Annotated in this window: 13 protein-coding genes; 9 read left to right on the forward strand and 4 right to left on the reverse strand. The window is 57.2% G+C overall.

Annotated elements, in window-relative coordinates; all coding sequences use genetic code 11:
• The first annotated feature begins 112 nt into the window (after nt 1-112).
• From HCH_RS01180 to HCH_RS01210, 7 genes are all read left to right on the forward strand, one after another.
• Nucleotides 113-868 carry an RDD family protein gene (locus HCH_RS01180; RefSeq protein WP_011394251.1) on the forward strand — a complete coding sequence of 252 codons (756 nt, stop codon included), beginning with the start codon at nt 113-115 and terminating at the stop codon, nt 866-868.
• Entirely contained in the window at nt 865-1,830 is a 966-nt protein-coding gene (locus tag HCH_RS01185) for a stage II sporulation protein M (protein WP_011394252.1), read from the forward strand. The genes HCH_RS01180 and HCH_RS01185 overlap by 4 nt, the downstream gene beginning before the upstream one ends.
• The gene (locus HCH_RS01190; RefSeq protein WP_011394253.1) at nt 1,817-3,403 is read left to right on the forward strand and encodes a DUF4129 domain-containing protein; all 1,587 of its coding nucleotides are present in this window, start codon (nt 1,817-1,819) and stop codon (nt 3,401-3,403) included. Before HCH_RS01185 ends, HCH_RS01190 begins: the two co-directional genes overlap by 14 nt.
• Nucleotides 3,390-4,622, forward strand: a complete 1,233-nt coding sequence (locus HCH_RS01195; RefSeq protein WP_011394254.1) for a DUF4350 domain-containing protein — start codon at nt 3,390-3,392, stop codon at nt 4,620-4,622. Before HCH_RS01190 ends, HCH_RS01195 begins: the two co-directional genes overlap by 14 nt.
• Nucleotides 4,619-5,602: an AAA family ATPase gene (locus HCH_RS01200; protein WP_011394255.1), complete on the forward strand. Its 984-nt coding sequence runs from the start codon at nt 4,619-4,621 to the stop codon at nt 5,600-5,602. Before HCH_RS01195 ends, HCH_RS01200 begins: the two co-directional genes overlap by 4 nt.
• The gene (locus HCH_RS01205; RefSeq protein ID WP_011394256.1) at nt 5,599-6,972 is read left to right on the forward strand and encodes a DUF58 domain-containing protein; all 1,374 of its coding nucleotides are present in this window, start codon (nt 5,599-5,601) and stop codon (nt 6,970-6,972) included. Before HCH_RS01200 ends, HCH_RS01205 begins: the two co-directional genes overlap by 4 nt.
• Nucleotides 6,973-7,043: 71 nt before the next feature.
• The gene (locus HCH_RS01210; RefSeq protein ID WP_011394257.1) at nt 7,044-7,817 is read left to right on the forward strand and encodes a BPSS1780 family membrane protein; all 774 of its coding nucleotides are present in this window, start codon (nt 7,044-7,046) and stop codon (nt 7,815-7,817) included.
• A gap of 18 nt (nt 7,818-7,835) precedes the next feature.
• On the opposite strand, the gene HCH_RS01215 is transcribed toward HCH_RS01210, so the two are convergent.
• The 4 genes from HCH_RS01215 to HCH_RS01230 form a co-directional block, all read right to left on the reverse strand.
• Complete coding sequence (locus HCH_RS01215; RefSeq protein ID WP_148212440.1) at nt 7,836-8,615, reverse strand: hypothetical protein; 780 nt, start codon at nt 8,613-8,615, stop codon at nt 7,836-7,838.
• A 195-nt stretch (nt 8,616-8,810) separates the two neighbouring features.
• On the reverse strand, nt 8,811-10,553 hold the full coding sequence (locus HCH_RS01220; protein WP_011394259.1) for a sugar phosphorylase: 1,743 nt from the start codon (nt 10,551-10,553) through the stop codon (nt 8,811-8,813).
• Between the two features lie 115 nt (nt 10,554-10,668).
• On the reverse strand, nt 10,669-11,895 hold the full coding sequence (locus tag HCH_RS01225; protein WP_011394260.1) for a glycosyl transferase: 1,227 nt from the start codon (nt 11,893-11,895) through the stop codon (nt 10,669-10,671).
• A gap of 70 nt (nt 11,896-11,965) precedes the next feature.
• Nucleotides 11,966-12,802, reverse strand: a complete 837-nt coding sequence (locus HCH_RS01230; RefSeq protein WP_011394261.1) for an HAD-IIB family hydrolase — start codon at nt 12,800-12,802, stop codon at nt 11,966-11,968.
• A gap of 576 nt (nt 12,803-13,378) precedes the next feature.
• Between HCH_RS01230 and HCH_RS01235 the strand changes: the two genes are divergently transcribed.
• Both HCH_RS01235 and HCH_RS01240 read left to right on the forward strand, forming a co-directional pair.
• Nucleotides 13,379-14,623, forward strand: a complete 1,245-nt coding sequence (locus HCH_RS01235; RefSeq protein ID WP_011394263.1) for an HD-GYP domain-containing protein — start codon at nt 13,379-13,381, stop codon at nt 14,621-14,623.
• Nucleotides 14,624-14,634: 11 nt separating this feature from the next.
• A complete protein-coding gene (locus HCH_RS01240) occupies nt 14,635-15,933 on the forward strand; it encodes a putative bifunctional diguanylate cyclase/phosphodiesterase (protein ID WP_011394264.1) in 1,299 nt (432 codons plus the stop codon).
• Nucleotides 15,934-15,944: the final 11 nt, after the last annotated feature.

The raw sequence follows: 15,944 nt of genomic DNA on the forward strand, positions 1-15,944 counted from the left end.
AAAAACGCCTGTTGGACTGTATAAGACGCCAGTTGGGCTATGCAAGTCCGCCAACTACTGTAAAATACGGGGCCTTTTTTGATGTACTCCTTATTAAGGTGATTAAGCCGGGATGCTGGATACTTCCATCGCAATAGAAACGCCGGAAGGCGTGGATTTCGATCTCACTCCCGCCGGGCCGCTTTCCCGCGCGCTGGCGTACATGGCCGACTTCTTCATTCGGTTGGGCGTCGTCCTGGCCTGTATGATTGTCCTGTCTATCCTTGGTGAAGCCGGTTACGGCATAGGACTGATTATTTACTTTGTGCTGGAGTGGTTTTACCCGGTGCTGTTTGAGGTATACCGGGGCGCGACGCCGGGCAAAAAGTGGATGAACCTCATCGTAGTCCACGACGATGGCGCTCCTATTACGTTTTCTTCCTCGCTGCTGCGCAACCTCCTGCGCGCAGCGGACATTCTGCCGGTGTTTTACGCTTTGGGCCTGGTGTCCATGATGTGCAACAAACAATTCAAGCGTCTGGGCGATATCGCCGCAGGCACAGTGGTCGTCAGAGCGCGTCGCGCGGAGGCGTTGACGGCGCTGGCGGAGCCGGGCGTGCGGGCGCCGAGCGTCCCCCTCAAACCGGAAGAGCAGAAGGCCATCGTGCAATTTGCGCAACGGGCTGGCGTGCTGTCCCAGGCGCGCCGTCAGGAACTGGCCAACATTCTGGAGCCGTTGCATCACGAAAAAGACGAAGCGGCGGTCGTTAATCTCAATCAGATGGCGAACTATCTGCTGGGCAAGACGCCGGGTCCTGAGCCTGTGCAGGAGCCTTTCGCGCCAGAGCCGTCATCATCCATCGCGCAACCACCTGAGGAGCGGCAGTGAAGCAGGACGTATTTGAGCGCCAACAGCAGCATTTTTGGAGCGAGTACGCAGTATTACTGCAAAGGCTGGAGACAGGCGACACAACGGGCTATCGCAATTTCGCCAGTTCTTACCGGCGTCTGTGTCAGCACTTGTCCGTCGCCCGTCATCGCAGCTATTCGCCGCATCTGGTCACCTATCTGAATGACTTGATGCTGCGCGGGCATCAGATGCTGTATCGTCGCCCCAGTCATTTCTGGCTGAGTTTTCTGGGGTTTATCCGCTATGACTTTCCCCAGGCGGTGCGCGCCAATCAGCACTATGTCTGGTTGGCCAGCGCTTTGTTGTATCTGCCATTCATCCTGCTGATCATCGCTATCAAGCTGCAGCCGGATCTGGTGAACCTGGTGCTGGACCCGCACGACGTCGCTTCATACGAAGCGATGTACGACCCCACTTCGGAACGCTTGGGACGTTCGCGAGAGGCGTCTACCGACGTACAGATGTTCGGGTTTTACATCTATAACAACATCGGTATTGCTTTCCGCACTTTCGCCACGGGCATTCTGTATACCCTGGGCAGCCTTTTCTTTTTGATTTACAACGGCATTCATATGGGCGCCGTCGCCGGACATTTGACGGAGATCGGGTATACCGAGCCGTTCTGGACCTTCGTTATCGCCCATGGCGCCTTTGAGCTCACGGCGATTGTGTTTTCCGGGGCGGCGGGCATTAAGCTGGGCTTCTCTCTGTTATCTCCCGGCAATCTCTCCCGCATGGAGTCCCTGAAGCGCTCGGCGAAGGCGTGTACGCCCATTCTGTTCGGCATGGTGGGGATGTTGCTGATCGCTGCGTTTATTGAAGCGTTCTGGTCTTCCGATCACACCATGCCGGCGACAGTGAAATATACCGTTGGCGCAGTCATGTGGGCGTTGGTGACCTGTTATTTTGTTTTCAGCGGGAGGGTGCGTGAACCCCGCTAATATCAATTTCCGTTTACGCCCCCGGGACCACTATGAAGCCGTGGACCTGGGCTGTCAGTTCGTGCGGCGCTGGTGGAAACAGCTCTACGCGGTATGGCTATTGACGATGGTTCCGGTGGTGGCGGTGTGCTGGCTGCTGATTGACGACCTCAACTATGTCAGTATCGCCGTGTGGTGGGTGAAGCCGCTGTTTGAGCGCGGGCAATTGTATTTTCTGAGCCGCGCGGTTTTCGGCGCCCCGCCGACAATTAAGGAAACCCTGCGGCAAACGCCGAAGCTGATGTTTCTGCAATGTTTCGCCACGCTGACCTGGCGGCGTTTCAGTCCGACCCGTTCCTTTGATTTGCCTGTCATCCAGTTGGAGGGATTAAAAGGCAAGAGCCGGCAGCAACGCATGACAGTGCTGCATCGCGATAACGCGGCGTCCGTCAGCTTTTGGGTCACCATCGTCGGCGTGCATCTGGAGAACTTTCTGATGCTCGCTGCGGTGGGGCTGGTTGTGATGTTTGTCCCTCAAGGCGTACAGCTTGAATGGGAGACCTTCTTTGATGCGGCGCCGCTGTTCATCGTTTGTTACTTTGTCGGCATGGCCCTGGTGGGTCCTATATACGCCGCCAGCGGATTCGCTTTGTACCTGAATCGTCGCATCATGCTGGAAGGCTGGGACCTGGAGTTGATATTCCGTCAGCTGGGTCAGCGTCTGGAAGAGCGTCAAGGATCGTTTCCTTCCGGCGATGGCGGCGCTGCGCGTCGAGTGACTCAGGCTCTGTGTCTGGTATTGGCGTTGGGCGCGTTGGCGCTTCCCCCTTCTGGCTCCGTTCGCGCAGAAACGGCGACTGAGCAGGCAGAGGAGGGGGACAGTCAAAACTGGGACGCCGACAGATCCGCGCTGACGCCGGATAAGGCGAAAGAAGACATCGAGAAAATTCTGAAAGGACCGGACTTCCGTAACATCGTCAAGAAAGAGGCGCCCAAATTCTGGAAAGAGTGGGAAGACCAGCAGGAAGAAAAGCGCGATAAGCAGCTGGACGACCTCAAAAGCTCCGACTTTTCCTTTGGCGAATATTTCGCGCAGATCTTCAAGTTACTGGTCTGGGCGACGCTGATTGGCCTGATTTTATACCTGCTGTACCGCTACCGGGACTCTATCCTGGCGTTGTCATGGATGCCTCGCATCGAACGCAAGGAGAAGAGCAAACCGACCCATGTGTTTGACCTTGATATCCGCGAGGAGTCGTTGCCGCCGCAGTTGGCCGACGAAGCCTGGGCATTGTGGGAGCAGGGACGTCACCGGGACGCTTTGGGCTTGTTATACCGCGGCGGCCTGTCTCGTCTGGTGCATCGCCACGGCTTGCGTCTGAATCGCGGCGCCACAGAGGGGGATTGCGTGGCGATGCTGAAGCGTCGTCAGAGCGGCGCGCTCAGCGACTATTTCGCCAGTCTGACCAGCGCCTGGCAGCATTTGGCGTACGCTCACGAACTGCCGACCTCTGAGCGTTTTCAGGAGCTGTGTCAGGGCTGGAGCAAGGTTTTTGACGCAGAGAGGGAAGGAGGCGAGTATGCAGCGCAGTAATTCCTTCGCCGCTATCGGTATCGTCATCGCTGTTTTAGTGTTAGTGGCTTTGGGCGTCTATTGGTATCAGGGACTGGAGTGGATCGAGTATGAGCGCGACCTGGGACCGAATGAGAAAGCCCGACGCGAGCCATTCCTGGCGGCCCAGTTATTCATTGAGAAGCGTGGTTATAAGCTGGAGAGCAACCCCAGTTTTCGTGACTTCGATGATCCGGATTTTGCGCTGAAAACATCCACGGAAGACGCCATTGTGCTGGTGGATGCGTATGGCTCGCTGTCGCAGAAGCGGACGCAAACCCTGCTGGAGTGGGTGGAGCGCGGCGGTCACTTGATGGTGACGGCGAAGAACCCCTATCTCAAAGGGATGGATAAGATCCAGGACCCGATTTTCGAAGAGTTTGGAGTGGAAGTGGAGCGCAACGGTCAGGGCGACTTCGATGAGGAGCTGTGGGGCGCGATAAGCACCATTGGCGGTTACGTCGGCATCACGCAAGAGGATCTATGCCCCATGCTTTATCCCCAGGCGGAATTCTCGTTCGAGGGGGATGAAAACAGCATTGGCGTGCACTTCCTTTCCAACGATACGCTCTATGGCCAGGACGATTACCTCTACGCCTCCGTCGGCCCGGATGGCGCTTCGCGCATGCTGCAGTATGAGTATGGCGACGGCATGGTGACTTACATGGTCAGCCTGGATATGTGGAAGAACTTCGCCATCGGCTGTCAGGACCACGCTTATATGCTGTGGCAGATGGCGCCCGGGGACAGCGGGGTCATGCATTTTTATTACAACCGGGATTTTCCCAGTCTGGGCTCCGTGCTCTGGCGTCACTTCTATGCGGCGATCGCGGTCGGAGCGCTGACGCTGTTTTTATGGTTGTGGTATCGGGGTATGCGTTTCGGTCCGTTGCGGGATGAAGAGCCGGGAACCCAGCGCCAGATTCTTGAGCACATCGCCGCCAGCGCCCGTTTCCTGTGGCGTATGGATAAAGGACAAGCTCTGGTGGAAAGCGTCAGAGCGGAAACCTGGCAGGCGATTTCGAAGCGGCTGCAGCATATTACGCGGCTGGAGCAATCCGTTCAGATCGCCCAGCTGGCCAAGCATTTTCAAATGAATGAACAAGCGGTGGAGGCGGCCCTGTTCGGCCCCATACCCAATGATCCGGTAAGTTTTGTCAATATTATTCGAGCGTTGAAGCGAATAAAGGATAAGTTATGAGTGAAGCCCACATCGAAGAATCCGAACTGCAATCCATCAGCCAGCAACTGCAGACTCTGAAGTCTGAGCTGGAAAAGGCGATAGTGGGGCAGTCCGACATTATCGAACATACCCTGATCGCCCTGGTGGCCGGAGGTCACGTGCTGATCGAAGGCGTTCCCGGTCTGGGCAAGACGCTGCTGGTGCGGGCGCTGGCGAAAACCTTTCAGGGCAAGTTCGGGCGCATTCAGTTCACCCCGGATCTGATGCCCAGCGACGTCACCGGCCACTCCATGTATCACATGGAGACGCAGAGCTTCAAAATCCGTAAGGGACCGGCGTTCACCAACCTGCTGCTGGCGGACGAAATCAACCGCGCCCCGGCGAAAACCCAGGCGGCGTTGCTGGAAGTGATGCAGGAATATCAGGTCACTATCGATGGCACGTCTTTCCCGGTGCCTACGCCTTTCATGGTGCTGGCGACCCAGAACCCGATCGAGCAGGAAGGCACTTATCCGTTGCCGGAAGCGGAGTTGGATCGTTTCATTATGAAACTGCTGATTGAGTTCCCCAGCGCGGAAAACGAAGCCTCCATCGTACGTCAGGTCAATGACAGCCGCGGCGCCAAAGTGGATTATCTGGCCCGGGTCAGCGCGCTGACTTCGCCGGAAGAAGTCGGCGTTTGGCAGGCGGCGGCCTGGCGAATTCTGGCGGATGACGCGGTGGTGGATTACGCGGTGCGCATCACCCGCGCCACTCGTGAATGGCCGGGGGTCGCTCGCGGCGCCGGTCCACGCGGCAGCATCAACCTGATTCGCGCGGCGAAAGCGCGGGCGCTGATGGAAGGACGTCCTTACATTCTGCCTGACGACGTCAAATTGCTGGCCCCGGCGGTGCTGCGCCATCGTTTGCTGCTGTCCGCAGATATGGAGATTGAAGGCGTTAGCGTCGATAAACTCCTCGCCGGCATGCTGGAAGAGATTGAGGCCCCCCGTAAATGAGACGCAGAGGGTTGCAACCCAGTCCGCAGTTGCTCTACTGCGGACTCGCCGTCACGCTCGCTCTGCTGTGCTGGCAGGGCTATGAGCTGTGGACGGGCGACGGCGACTGGCTGCCGGCGCCTGGAAGTGAGGTCGGCGAAGGCTTTTTCAATGTGCTGATGGGGCTTGCGACAGTAGCGGTCCTGCTGCTGGCGGCGGATCTGTTCGTGTCCTGGCGTCTGCCGTCGGCGCAGATTCACCGCGAAGTGCGTCACAATCTGGCGCTGGACCAGTGGATTCCCGTCAAACTCACCATCACCCATGACTTTCCTTACGCGGCCACGCTGGAAGTGCACGACCATATTCCGGTGGACTGCGAGTTCGAAGGACTGCCTTTGGTTGTTCCGATGGAGCCGGGTCACCGCACGACCGTGGAGTATCGACTGCGGCCCCGTCGCCGTGGCCCTTTGGAGTTAACCCGGGCGGAAGTCCGCGTGCGCTCGGTGGCGGGATTCTGGCTGTTGCGCCAGATCCATGTCGTGGAAACCTCCGCCAAGGTGTTTCCTGACTTCGCCTCTATTGAAGGCTACCAGTTACTGGCCACGGACAATCATACCAGCCAGATGGGCATTCGCCGTAAGCCGCGTCGCGGCGAAGGCATGGATTTCCATCAGTTAAGGGAATATCGACAGGGTGATTCACAGCGGCAGATCGACTGGAAAGCCACCTCCCGTCGCCAGAAACTGATTTCCCGAGAGTATCAGGACGAGCGCGATCAGCAGGTCATCCTGCTGCTGGACGGCGGTCGTCGTATGCTGACGCAGGATGGCGTGAGCACGCATTTCGATCACTGTCTGAACTGTTTGCTGATGCTGTCGTATGTCGCCTTACGCCAGGGAGACGCTGTAGGTATGATGAGTTTCGGCGCTTCCGTAAAGCATGCTTCGCCGATTAAGGGCGCCACCAACATCAACCGTCTGATCAACCACTTCTACGACTTTTATCCGGATAAGTCTGCGCCGGATTATCTGGAGGCGGCCCGTGAGTTGATGCAGCGGTATCGCAAGCGTTCTCTGGTGGTGCTCACCACCAACCTGAGGGAAGAGGACAGCGACGACATCATCAACGCCTGTCGCCTGCTGCAAAAACGCCACTTGGTGCTGGTAGCGAACCTGCGTGAGGAAACTCTGGATCGGACGCTTGCGGAGGATGTTCGCAATTTCGATCAAGCGGTGGTTTACGCCGGTGTTGTGGATTATCTGCGCCAGCGTGACAAACTGCAGGAGAAACTGCGCGCACAGGGCCTGTTCTTTGTAGATTGCGCCCCCAGCAAACTCACCGCGCAGGTTATCAACAGCTACTTCTCCATCAAGCGGGCGGGCTACCTCTAGCTCCTCTACACGCTTCGGGACGGGCTCTGCTATGCTTGCATTTGTCGCAGCATTTTATAGGAGCCTGTCCCGTGTCCGACCCTAATCCCTACCAACCGCCGTCCTCAGAAGTGATGGATGAATCCAACTCGCCCGTCACATTGGGTCCGCCGCAAAGCATGCCCGCCGGCTGCGGCTGGAGCTGGATCACGGAAGGCTTCGCGATTTTTCGCGCAGGCCCAGGACCCTGGATTGGTATGGTGATAGTGTATCTCCTGATCATGTTTGTGGTGGGGATACTGCCTTTGATCTCTATCGTTCTGGTGAACATTCTGGCGCCTCTGCTGATGGCGGGATTTATGATCGCCAGTCGCCGAGGCGCCACCACGGGACGTATTGAGTTCGCCGATATGTTCGTCGCAGTGCAGGAAAAGTCGACGCCGTTGATTCTGTTGGGCCTTATTATTTTAGGGTTCAGCGCAGTGATAATGATCATCAGCGGCGCACTGTTTTTTTCCTCTGTGGCGGACTCCATGGACGCCGCGCAGTTCGGCGGCGCGCCTGACGCCAAGTTCCTGCTGGCGGTTTTGATCTATCTGGGATTATTAATACCGCTGATGATGGGCGCCTGGTTCGCGCCGGCGCTGATCGTTTTTCACGATCTGGGTCCGTGGGATGCTTTCACTACGAGTTTCAAAGGCTGTCTGGTGAATATCATCCCGTTTCTACTATACGGAATTATCGCTTTCATTCTAATGATCCCGGCGATAATTCCTTTAGGCCTGGGAATGTTGGTGTTGGGGCCGACTCTGATTGGCTCGATCTACGCCGCCTACAAGGATATTTTTCTGGTCACTGAGCAATAGCGAACGGGCGTCAGATTTCTAGGGTCTGATGCTGCGCAACAGCGCCAGCAGGTCCGGCGCCAGTTGCGCGTAGCTGGCCAACAGCCCGGCGGCGTCCAAAGCGTCGGCTTTGCTGGCCAGCGCATTCTCTTGCACCTGATCCACCAGTCGATGTAGATAGCGTTCGCCACGCAGACGGTTCACCGCGATTTCCGATACCGGCGCCAGCAGCGGCGCGATGGCGATGGCGGCCACCACGCCGGCGGCGGCTCCGCTCCAGGTCACCCAGGCGGGCGCGCCGGCCCATTGCACCCAGAGCGCCCCCCACCAGGATTGCTGCGCCAGATACAGGCTGCTCGCCATGGCGCTGCCGGTGGCGATGGCGCTGCCGAAGGTCGCCTGTCCGCCGAGACTTTTCCCCAGCGCGCCGATCAACAGAAACACCAATAGATCGCGGCCGCCCTCCCGGGGACCGCTCAGCGACTGCATGCGCTGGCTCAGAAAAGACTGAATCTCATGCTGGTGATGCTGCATATGGGGCTGACGCATCAGCTCTCCACATTCCTGCAGCTCAGGAATATGGCGTTCCATCAGGCGCTGAATTTTGTTTTGTAGAACAGGTAATTGCAGCAGCTCTTCCGTGATAATGCGCAACATCGCCTGCTCTTTACCGGACAGCTCCGTCTGCACCGCCGCTTTATTGCGGCGAATCAACTTGCCGGCGACGCGGACCAACCCCCGCGGCAGACTCAACAGGTCCGCCGGGATGTCACGGCGATGGGTCCAGTGGCGCCGCAGAATGGCTTTGGTGGAGGACATATGCTCCGCGTACACCTGGGGAACGCGGGCATGCGCAGCAGTGAAGTGGAGCCGGAGCGTTTGTTCAATGTCCTGCTCAAGTTGATCTGTGGCGATAGCGTCTGACACGGTGAGGGCGCTGCTTGAAGTAAATGGTTAATGCGCTCCCGATTTTACCCTATCGCGCCGCAAACCGGCATACCGCTTTGTTTTTCCTTACAGCCTCACGTTGGTCAGCCAGATGTATTGATAGGGACGCAGGATAATCTGGCCCACCCGGTCCTCGAATATCTGCTCGGAGATCAAATCGAACCACTGATCCGTGGAAATCAAGTTTAACTCAGCGAGATTGATGGTCTGCGGCTGATCTGAAACGTTATGAATGGCGAAAATACTTTGCATGCGATCCTGGCTTTGACGCCAGAACGAGAACAGCGCGTCGCCGGTGTGCAGGGTGTATTGGGTCGCATTGGGATGGAAGGCTTTTTGGCGTCGACGGATGGCGATCAGCTTTTGCATGGCGGCGAACACTTTCGGAGGGTGGCCCTCTCCCTGCAGCACGGCGTCCAAGTCTTCCCCCCGCCAGATATGGCGGTTGATAGAGCGGAGCTGGCCGGTATGCTCCACCCGCTCGTCATCGTTTTCCGTTCCAATCAGACTATGAATATAAAACGCGGGGACGCCCTCCAGCGCCAGCATGATGGCGTGGGCGCACAGGAAGCGGGCGAAGCCCAAGTTATCGGGCCCGTGTTGCACAGTGCCGCTAAGGGCGTTCCACAGACTGATGTTAATTTCGTAGAACTTGGGCTGGCCGTCGGGCCCTGTGCGCGCGCTAGCCTTGCCGCCGAACTTCTGCATCGTGGACACCAGCGCATCCAGCTCCCAGTCGCTCAGCAGCCCTTCTGTGGGGCGCAGACCCACGCCGTCATGGGAGGCGATGAAGTTCAGGTACGTGGTTCCTTGCTGCGCCGGCGGCATGCTCATCAACCACTTTTTCAGATATTCACAGCTACCGGTGACCAGACTGTTGATCAGCAAAGGCGGCAGGGAGAAGTTGTAGATCAAATGCGCTTCGTTGGCGTTGCCGAAATAAGTGAGGTTCTCATGATTGGGAATGTTGGTCTCGGTGATGATGACCGCATCGTGGGCGCGATGCTCGATCAGCAGACGCAGCAAGCGGATCATTTCATGGGTTTCCGGCAGGTTGATGCAGGAGGTCCCCGGAGTTTTCCACAGAAACGCCACGGCATCCAGGCGGAACCAGCGCACGCCTTTGTCCAGATATAGACGCAGTATGCGCAGAAACTCCAGCAGCACCTGTGGATTGCGGAAATTCAGGTCGATCTGATCATGGCTAAAGGTGCACCAGACATGGCGCACGCCGGAAGCGGTGGCGACCTCCCGCAGCAGCGGCGAGGTGCGCGGGCGCACTACCTGGGTTAAGTCGGTATCGGGAGCGGCTTCCACGAAATAATCCGCGCCGGGCGTCTGCCCCGTCTTGTAATTTTCAAACCAGAGTGAGCGACTGGAGCAATGGTTGATGACCAGGTCCCCCATCACCTTGAACTCGCGAGTGAAGGCGGCGATATCCTCCCAGTCGCCGAGGGTGGGGACCACGGTGGTGTAATCCATCACGCTGAAGCCGTCGTCGGAGCTGTAGGGAAAGAAAGGCAGAATATGCACGATGCTGATGCATTGGCGCAGTCGGGTGCGTAGAAAATCATGCAGACTGTGCAGCGGCGGTTCGTTATCCCTTCGCAGGGTGTCGCCGTAAGTAATGAGGACGACGTCCTCCTGCGACCAGGGATTACGATGAGGCTGCGGAGGCGGCGCGTCGGGTTGTATACCGAATGTATCCAGACATTCTTTGATGAAATTGAGCGCATTGACGTCTGGATACAGCGTTTTGACGTGCTCCATCAGGCGCTGCTCCAATTGAGTGAGCGAGGCGTGCTCCATAATTTTGCAGTACTCCTGGTCAGGAAGAGATTCAACTGTATGGCGACACATACAGCATAGTCTGTGACTGGGCGGTTTTGGCGTCTCCGCGGCGACGCCAAAACCACAGCGGACGTTACAGGACTGCGTACTCCCGCATGTCGGCGTCTACGGCGTCATACAGTTGCGTCAGCACGCTGGGAAAGGCGCTGATAACCCGGTTCCATGACGGGATGAACGGCGCCTCCATGGGATGTTCCAGAAAGTATTCGCCGGCCTTCATGATATTTTTCGCGAACAGCTCCACGGCTTGCTCCTCATGATGCACATCAAGCGCCAGACCGTTGATTTCCGCGTCGTTGCGATAGGTTTCCACGAAATCCAGGGCGATGCGGAAGTAGCAGGCCTTGATCGTGCGGAAGGTTTCCTGATTGAAGACGATGCCCTGGGTGGCCAGTTTGCGGAACAGGGCTTTGGTGATGTCGATGGACATTTTCGACAGCCCGGCGTCATCGTTGTCTGCGGACAGGTCCTGGTGCTTGTGATCATAAACGTCGGCGATGTCCACCTGACACAGGCGGTTGGTGGAGTAGTTGCGCTTCATCTCGCTCAATACGCCGATTTCCAGGCCCCAGTCGCTGGGGATTCGGATGTCGTTGATCACGTCTTTGCGGAACGAGAACTCCCCCGCCAGGGGGTAGCGGTAGCTGTCCAGGTAATCGAGGAAGTCCAGGTGGCCGAGCACTTTCTTGAGCGCCCGCAACAGCGGCGTCACCAGCAAGCGGCTCACGCGACCGTTGATTTTGCCGTTGGCCACCCGGGCGTAATAGCCTTTGCAGAACTCATAGTTGAAGTTGGGATTGGCCACGGGATAAATCAGGCGCGCCAGTAATTCGCGATCGTAGGTGACGATATCGCAGTCATGCAGGGCGACGGATTCACAGGCGCCGGACGCCAGCACATAGCCGAGGCAAAACCACACGTTGCGCCCCTTGCCCGGTTCCCGCGGCGACAGCGACTCCTGTTTCAACTCCGCGTCGATAGCGCGTAACCGGGGACCGTCATTCCACAATACCCGATGGCGCTGCGGCAGTGCGGAGAAGAAATGCAGAGCTTCCCGGTACTGCCCCTCATCCGCCCGATCCAGACCAATGATGATTTCCTCCAGATACGGCACTTTACATAAGTGCTCCAGGATGCGCGGCATGGCTTCGCCCTGCAGCTCTGAATACAGGCAGGGAAGCACCAGCGCCAAAGGCCTGCGTTGAGAAAAGGCCACCAGTTCCCGTTCGATATCCTCCAGTGGACGACGGGACAGGTTATGCAGGGTGGTTACGATGCCGTTTTGATAAAAATCGCCCATGCTTGATCCTCTTTATGGTCGGCGTGCGTCCCCTGAATGCAGCCGGAACGCAGCGGCGTCCCGGCGCAGGTTACGAACGCATGGATGGCGCGTTCAGCGACTGTTGCGACGCAAGCACCTGTTCTACGGCTTCGGCCCAGCCTTCCGGACCGAACTTCTTGGTCAGGATGCGCTCCTTGCGCTCCAGGGACGGCGGCAGATGCGAAGGGGAACGCACCACCACCGGAATATCCGCGGCGTTTAGCATGGCGATATCGTTGTGGCTGTCGCCCAGGGCCATGCACACCGGCGTCTCGCCGTAACGTTCGGCGTACAGGTCCGTCAACCATTGCATGGCGGTGGCTTTATTGAACTGCCCCATCACATGCAAGAAGCGTCCGCCGCGTAAAATTTGCAAACCGGTGTCGTTGAGTTCGGCGGTGAATTGCTTTAGCGCCGCTGGGCTGTCCTCCCATACCAGCGGCTCGGTAAATTCGCGTTGCTTGGCGAGGGCTGCGTCTGTTTTGGATAAGCCGGTGAGTTCCGCCACTGTCTCGGCGTCCATCTCGTAAAAGCTTCTGAATTCGTAGGAGTCTTTAAACTCCTGCAAAACCTCCAGAATATGCTGACGGCTGGGACCGAAGCTCTTGGCGTAAAACTCGTCGCTGACCCGCGCGCCGCAGAAGGGTTCCTGGAACTGGGATTTGGGTAGATATACCGCGGCGCCGTTCTCAACGATGAAAGGGTCCTGATGATGCAGTCTTTGTCGTAATACGCGCAGTTCGGCGTAAGTTTTACTGGTGTTCCAGACGCAGGGGACGCGCCATTGCTTTAACTTGGCCAACGTGGGTAATGCTGAATCCGCAGCGTAGGTGTGGTGATCGAGCAAAGTGCCGTCCAGGTCGGTATAAATAATCAGTTGGCTCATATCGTTCCCACTGGGACTATCGTCCGGTTGATGTCGTTGTGATGATGTTTCTGCAAATCCGATACCAGCTTCCGTGCGACCGGGGAGTTTCTTCCGTTCATTTCCTGTTCAATTTGATCTGAAGTAGGCAGATGACGCGGGAGTTCCCGGCCAGTGCGTCGATTGCGCCCTAAAAGCGGGCGTCAATCAGGCTGTTGCGCCAGAGCGCCTTATTTTGGTGCGCAGAACGCAATAAAGCCTGTTCTCTTTTTCTTTTACGCTTCCAGACGCACGGACGCAACGGAGTGGGATGCTTTGGCATGCGTCAGCCGCTGAGAGGAATTCACACAATCAGCTACAAATTTCTGCATGTCATCCATATATAAATTAAGCTATAAGAAAAGGATGACTGAATCAGCCATATGGAAAAGGCGCCTGCGGCGCGCGCGACGAAAAGCTGACTTAATTCGTTAACAATAAACGCATAGCTGAAACTCACGAAACATCCCGCCGGCAAGCGCCTAAGGCGCACGAACCGAAACAGCGCCGATGGAAACGGCGAAAATCTCCATCTGCGCTTAACTGAATCGGGTACGCATGAAACACGAAATAAAGACGATCGAACTTCCCTGCGGCAAGCTTGAAGTGGGCATGTTCGTCAGCCAGTTGGATCGTCCCTGGCTGGATACGCCGTTTCCGTTACAGGGCTTTTTGCTGCGCACCCGGCGTGATATCGAATTACTGCAACAGTTTTGCGATTACGTTTATATCGATACGGTTAAGGGTCGCAAACCCAAGGGCGGCGTTTCGCCCTTGGCGGTGAATATTAAAGACTCTCTACAACGTCGTCGCAAATTGCTGCCCGGCGTCAAGCTGCACAATTATGTGGACGTCGCGCCGTTGGAAGAAGAGATGCCGGTGGCCAAAGCGCTGTACAAAGACTTCAGCGCCAATGTCGCTTATCTGATGGATGAAATGAGCCGCGGCGCGTCCTTTCAGCTTAAAAAATTTCAGGCGTTGGTGGCGCCTATGGTGGAGAGCGTTATTCGCAATCCGGACGCTTGCGCCTTGATGGCCCGCATGAAGAATCAGGACTCATACGCCTATAAACATTCAATGAGCGTCTCCGTCTGGTGCGTCATCATGGGGCGTCAACTGGGCCTGTCGCAGAAAGATCTTGAAGAGTTGGCGGTCGGCGGACTGTTGCTGGATGTCGGCAAGCTGCAGCTCCCGGCGGAACTGTTGATGCAGGCGCGACGCCTTGAGGATCACGAGTTCGAACTGATGAAAAGCCATGTGGCGCGCGGGCTGGAGACAGTGAAGAACATCGAAGGCGTCAGCCGCACGATATTGGCCATGGTGGAGAACCACCATGAACGCCACAATGGTTCCGGCTATCCACGGGGCATGGCGGCGAACGCGATTCCCATCTACGCCCGCATTGCGTCTCTGGCGGATTGCTATGACGCCATCACCAGCCAACGGCCATACGCTCATCCTCTGCCTCCCTCTGAAGCGGTGCGCAAACTGTATGAATGGCGCAATGTGGAATTTCAGGCGGAACTTGTAGAAGAGTTTATCCAGGCGGTGGGTATTTATCCCGCCGGCACGCTGGTTGAGTTGACCGACGGGCAAGTGGGCATTGTCATCGGCGAATACCGTTCCAGACGCTTGCGCCCCCGTTTGCTGATGTTGCTCGATTGCGAGAAAAATCTCTACGACGTTCCCAAAGAGCTCGATTTGCTGGATTGTCTGGAAAACAGCGCAGGTCAGCCGCTGCATATCGAACGGAGCCTGGAGCCGGGCTCTTATGACATTGATCCTGAAACGCTCTATATCTAGATGGAGTCAACATGAGCGACGCCTTCAACACGACGACGCCGCAGCGCAGTGAGTTTCTGCAGGAGCTGCGACGCGCTGCGACAGTGTTGCCGGAAGGACGTGTGCTGGGCGTCATTGTCTTCGACCTGCGGCGTTTGCTGCGGACCAACGAAATATATGGCGACGCGGTCGGCGACCACCTGTTTCAGGCCGTCGGCGAGCGCCTGCATAAACTCAGAGAAGGAAAAGGCCCGGTCTATTGTGTGGGCGACGGACGCTTCGCCATCACAGTGCAGGCGGTCAGCGCGGCGATATTGCAACTGGCGGCGCAGCAAATGCTAAAGGTGCTGGAACAGCCCTTGGATATCGATAGTCACCGCCTTAGCGTGCATCTCACCTGTGGCGGCGCCAGTTACCCCGCTCATGCTTCCAAGCCGGAGACCTTGCTGACCTGTGCGGAGCAGGCGCTGTCCGGAGCCAAGTATCTGCGCGTGCGCTATATGGACTATAGCGACATGCCGGAAAGCCATCGGCTGGGAGACTGGAACATTGAAAGGGAAGTCATCCAGGCGATTGAGCAGAACTCACTGGAACTGTACTTCCAGCCTAAAATTCATATTCCCTCGCAATCCGTCGCCGGCGCTGAAGCGCTATTGCGGTGGCGCAGTCCGACCCGAGGATATGTGTCGCCGGAACTGTTTATTCCCTATATCGAAAACGCCGGTCTTTCCTATGAACTGCAGAAGTGGGTGCTCAATACCGCCTTGCGCCTGGGACGCGACTGGCTGGACCGCTATCCTGACTTCGCCCTGGCGGTGAATATCTCGCCGGAGTTCGTCTCCAATCCTGAACTGAGCAATCTGGTGTTGGGCGCGTTGGGCATATGGGACACCGAGCCGGAAAATCTGGTGCTGGAGCTAACGGAAACTGTGCTGTTATGGGAGCGCAACCGCAGTATCGATAACCTGGAGGCGCTTAGGGTGACAGGTGTATCCGTAGCGATCGACGACTTCGGCACGGGTTACTCATCGCTGGAATACTTCAAAGATCTGCCCGCCAACCAATTAAAGATCGATAAGGCGTTCGTCTTTCGCATGCTGGACCACCCCGCGGACGGCGATATGGTGGGCTTGATGATCCGTCTGGCGCACATTTTCGGCATGCAGGTGGTGGCGGAGGGCGTAGAGGACGCCGCCTCGTTGCATCGGTTGGCGGCCATGGGCTGTGAGCAGGCGCAGGGCTACTATTTTTGCAAACCCATTCCCCGCGACGCGTTCACCGAATGGATGCAGGCGTTCCATCCGGCGCAGTATTTCCGCGAGGACGCCTAGCGCTTGCGCGC

This window comes from Hahella chejuensis KCTC 2396 (genome assembly GCF_000012985.1).
Lineage (GTDB): Bacteria > Pseudomonadota > Gammaproteobacteria > Pseudomonadales > Oleiphilaceae > Hahella > Hahella chejuensis.

Excerpts from the sequence above, each read along its gene's own strand:
- HCH_RS01180 (WP_011394251.1), top strand. The coding sequence starts at position 113 with ATGCTGGATACTTCCATCGCAATAGAAACGCCGGAAGGCGTGGATTTC.
- HCH_RS01195 (WP_011394254.1), top strand. The coding sequence starts at position 3,390 with ATGCAGCGCAGTAATTCCTTCGCCGCTATCGGTATCGTCATCGCTGTT.
- HCH_RS01200 (WP_011394255.1), top strand. The coding sequence starts at position 4,619 with ATGAGTGAAGCCCACATCGAAGAATCCGAACTGCAATCCATCAGCCAG.
- HCH_RS01205 (WP_011394256.1), top strand. The coding sequence starts at position 5,599 with ATGAGACGCAGAGGGTTGCAACCCAGTCCGCAGTTGCTCTACTGCGGA.
- HCH_RS01215 (WP_148212440.1), bottom strand. The coding sequence starts at position 8,615 with ATGTCCTCCACCAAAGCCATTCTGCGGCGCCACTGGACCCATCGCCGT.
- HCH_RS01220 (WP_011394259.1), bottom strand. The coding sequence starts at position 10,553 with ATGGAGCACGCCTCGCTCACTCAATTGGAGCAGCGCCTGATGGAGCAC.
- HCH_RS01225 (WP_011394260.1), bottom strand. The coding sequence starts at position 11,895 with ATGGGCGATTTTTATCAAAACGGCATCGTAACCACCCTGCATAACCTG.
- HCH_RS01230 (WP_011394261.1), bottom strand. The coding sequence starts at position 12,802 with ATGAGCCAACTGATTATTTATACCGACCTGGACGGCACTTTGCTCGAT.
- HCH_RS01235 (WP_011394263.1), top strand. The coding sequence starts at position 13,379 with ATGAAACACGAAATAAAGACGATCGAACTTCCCTGCGGCAAGCTTGAA.
- HCH_RS01240 (WP_011394264.1), top strand. The coding sequence starts at position 14,635 with ATGAGCGACGCCTTCAACACGACGACGCCGCAGCGCAGTGAGTTTCTG.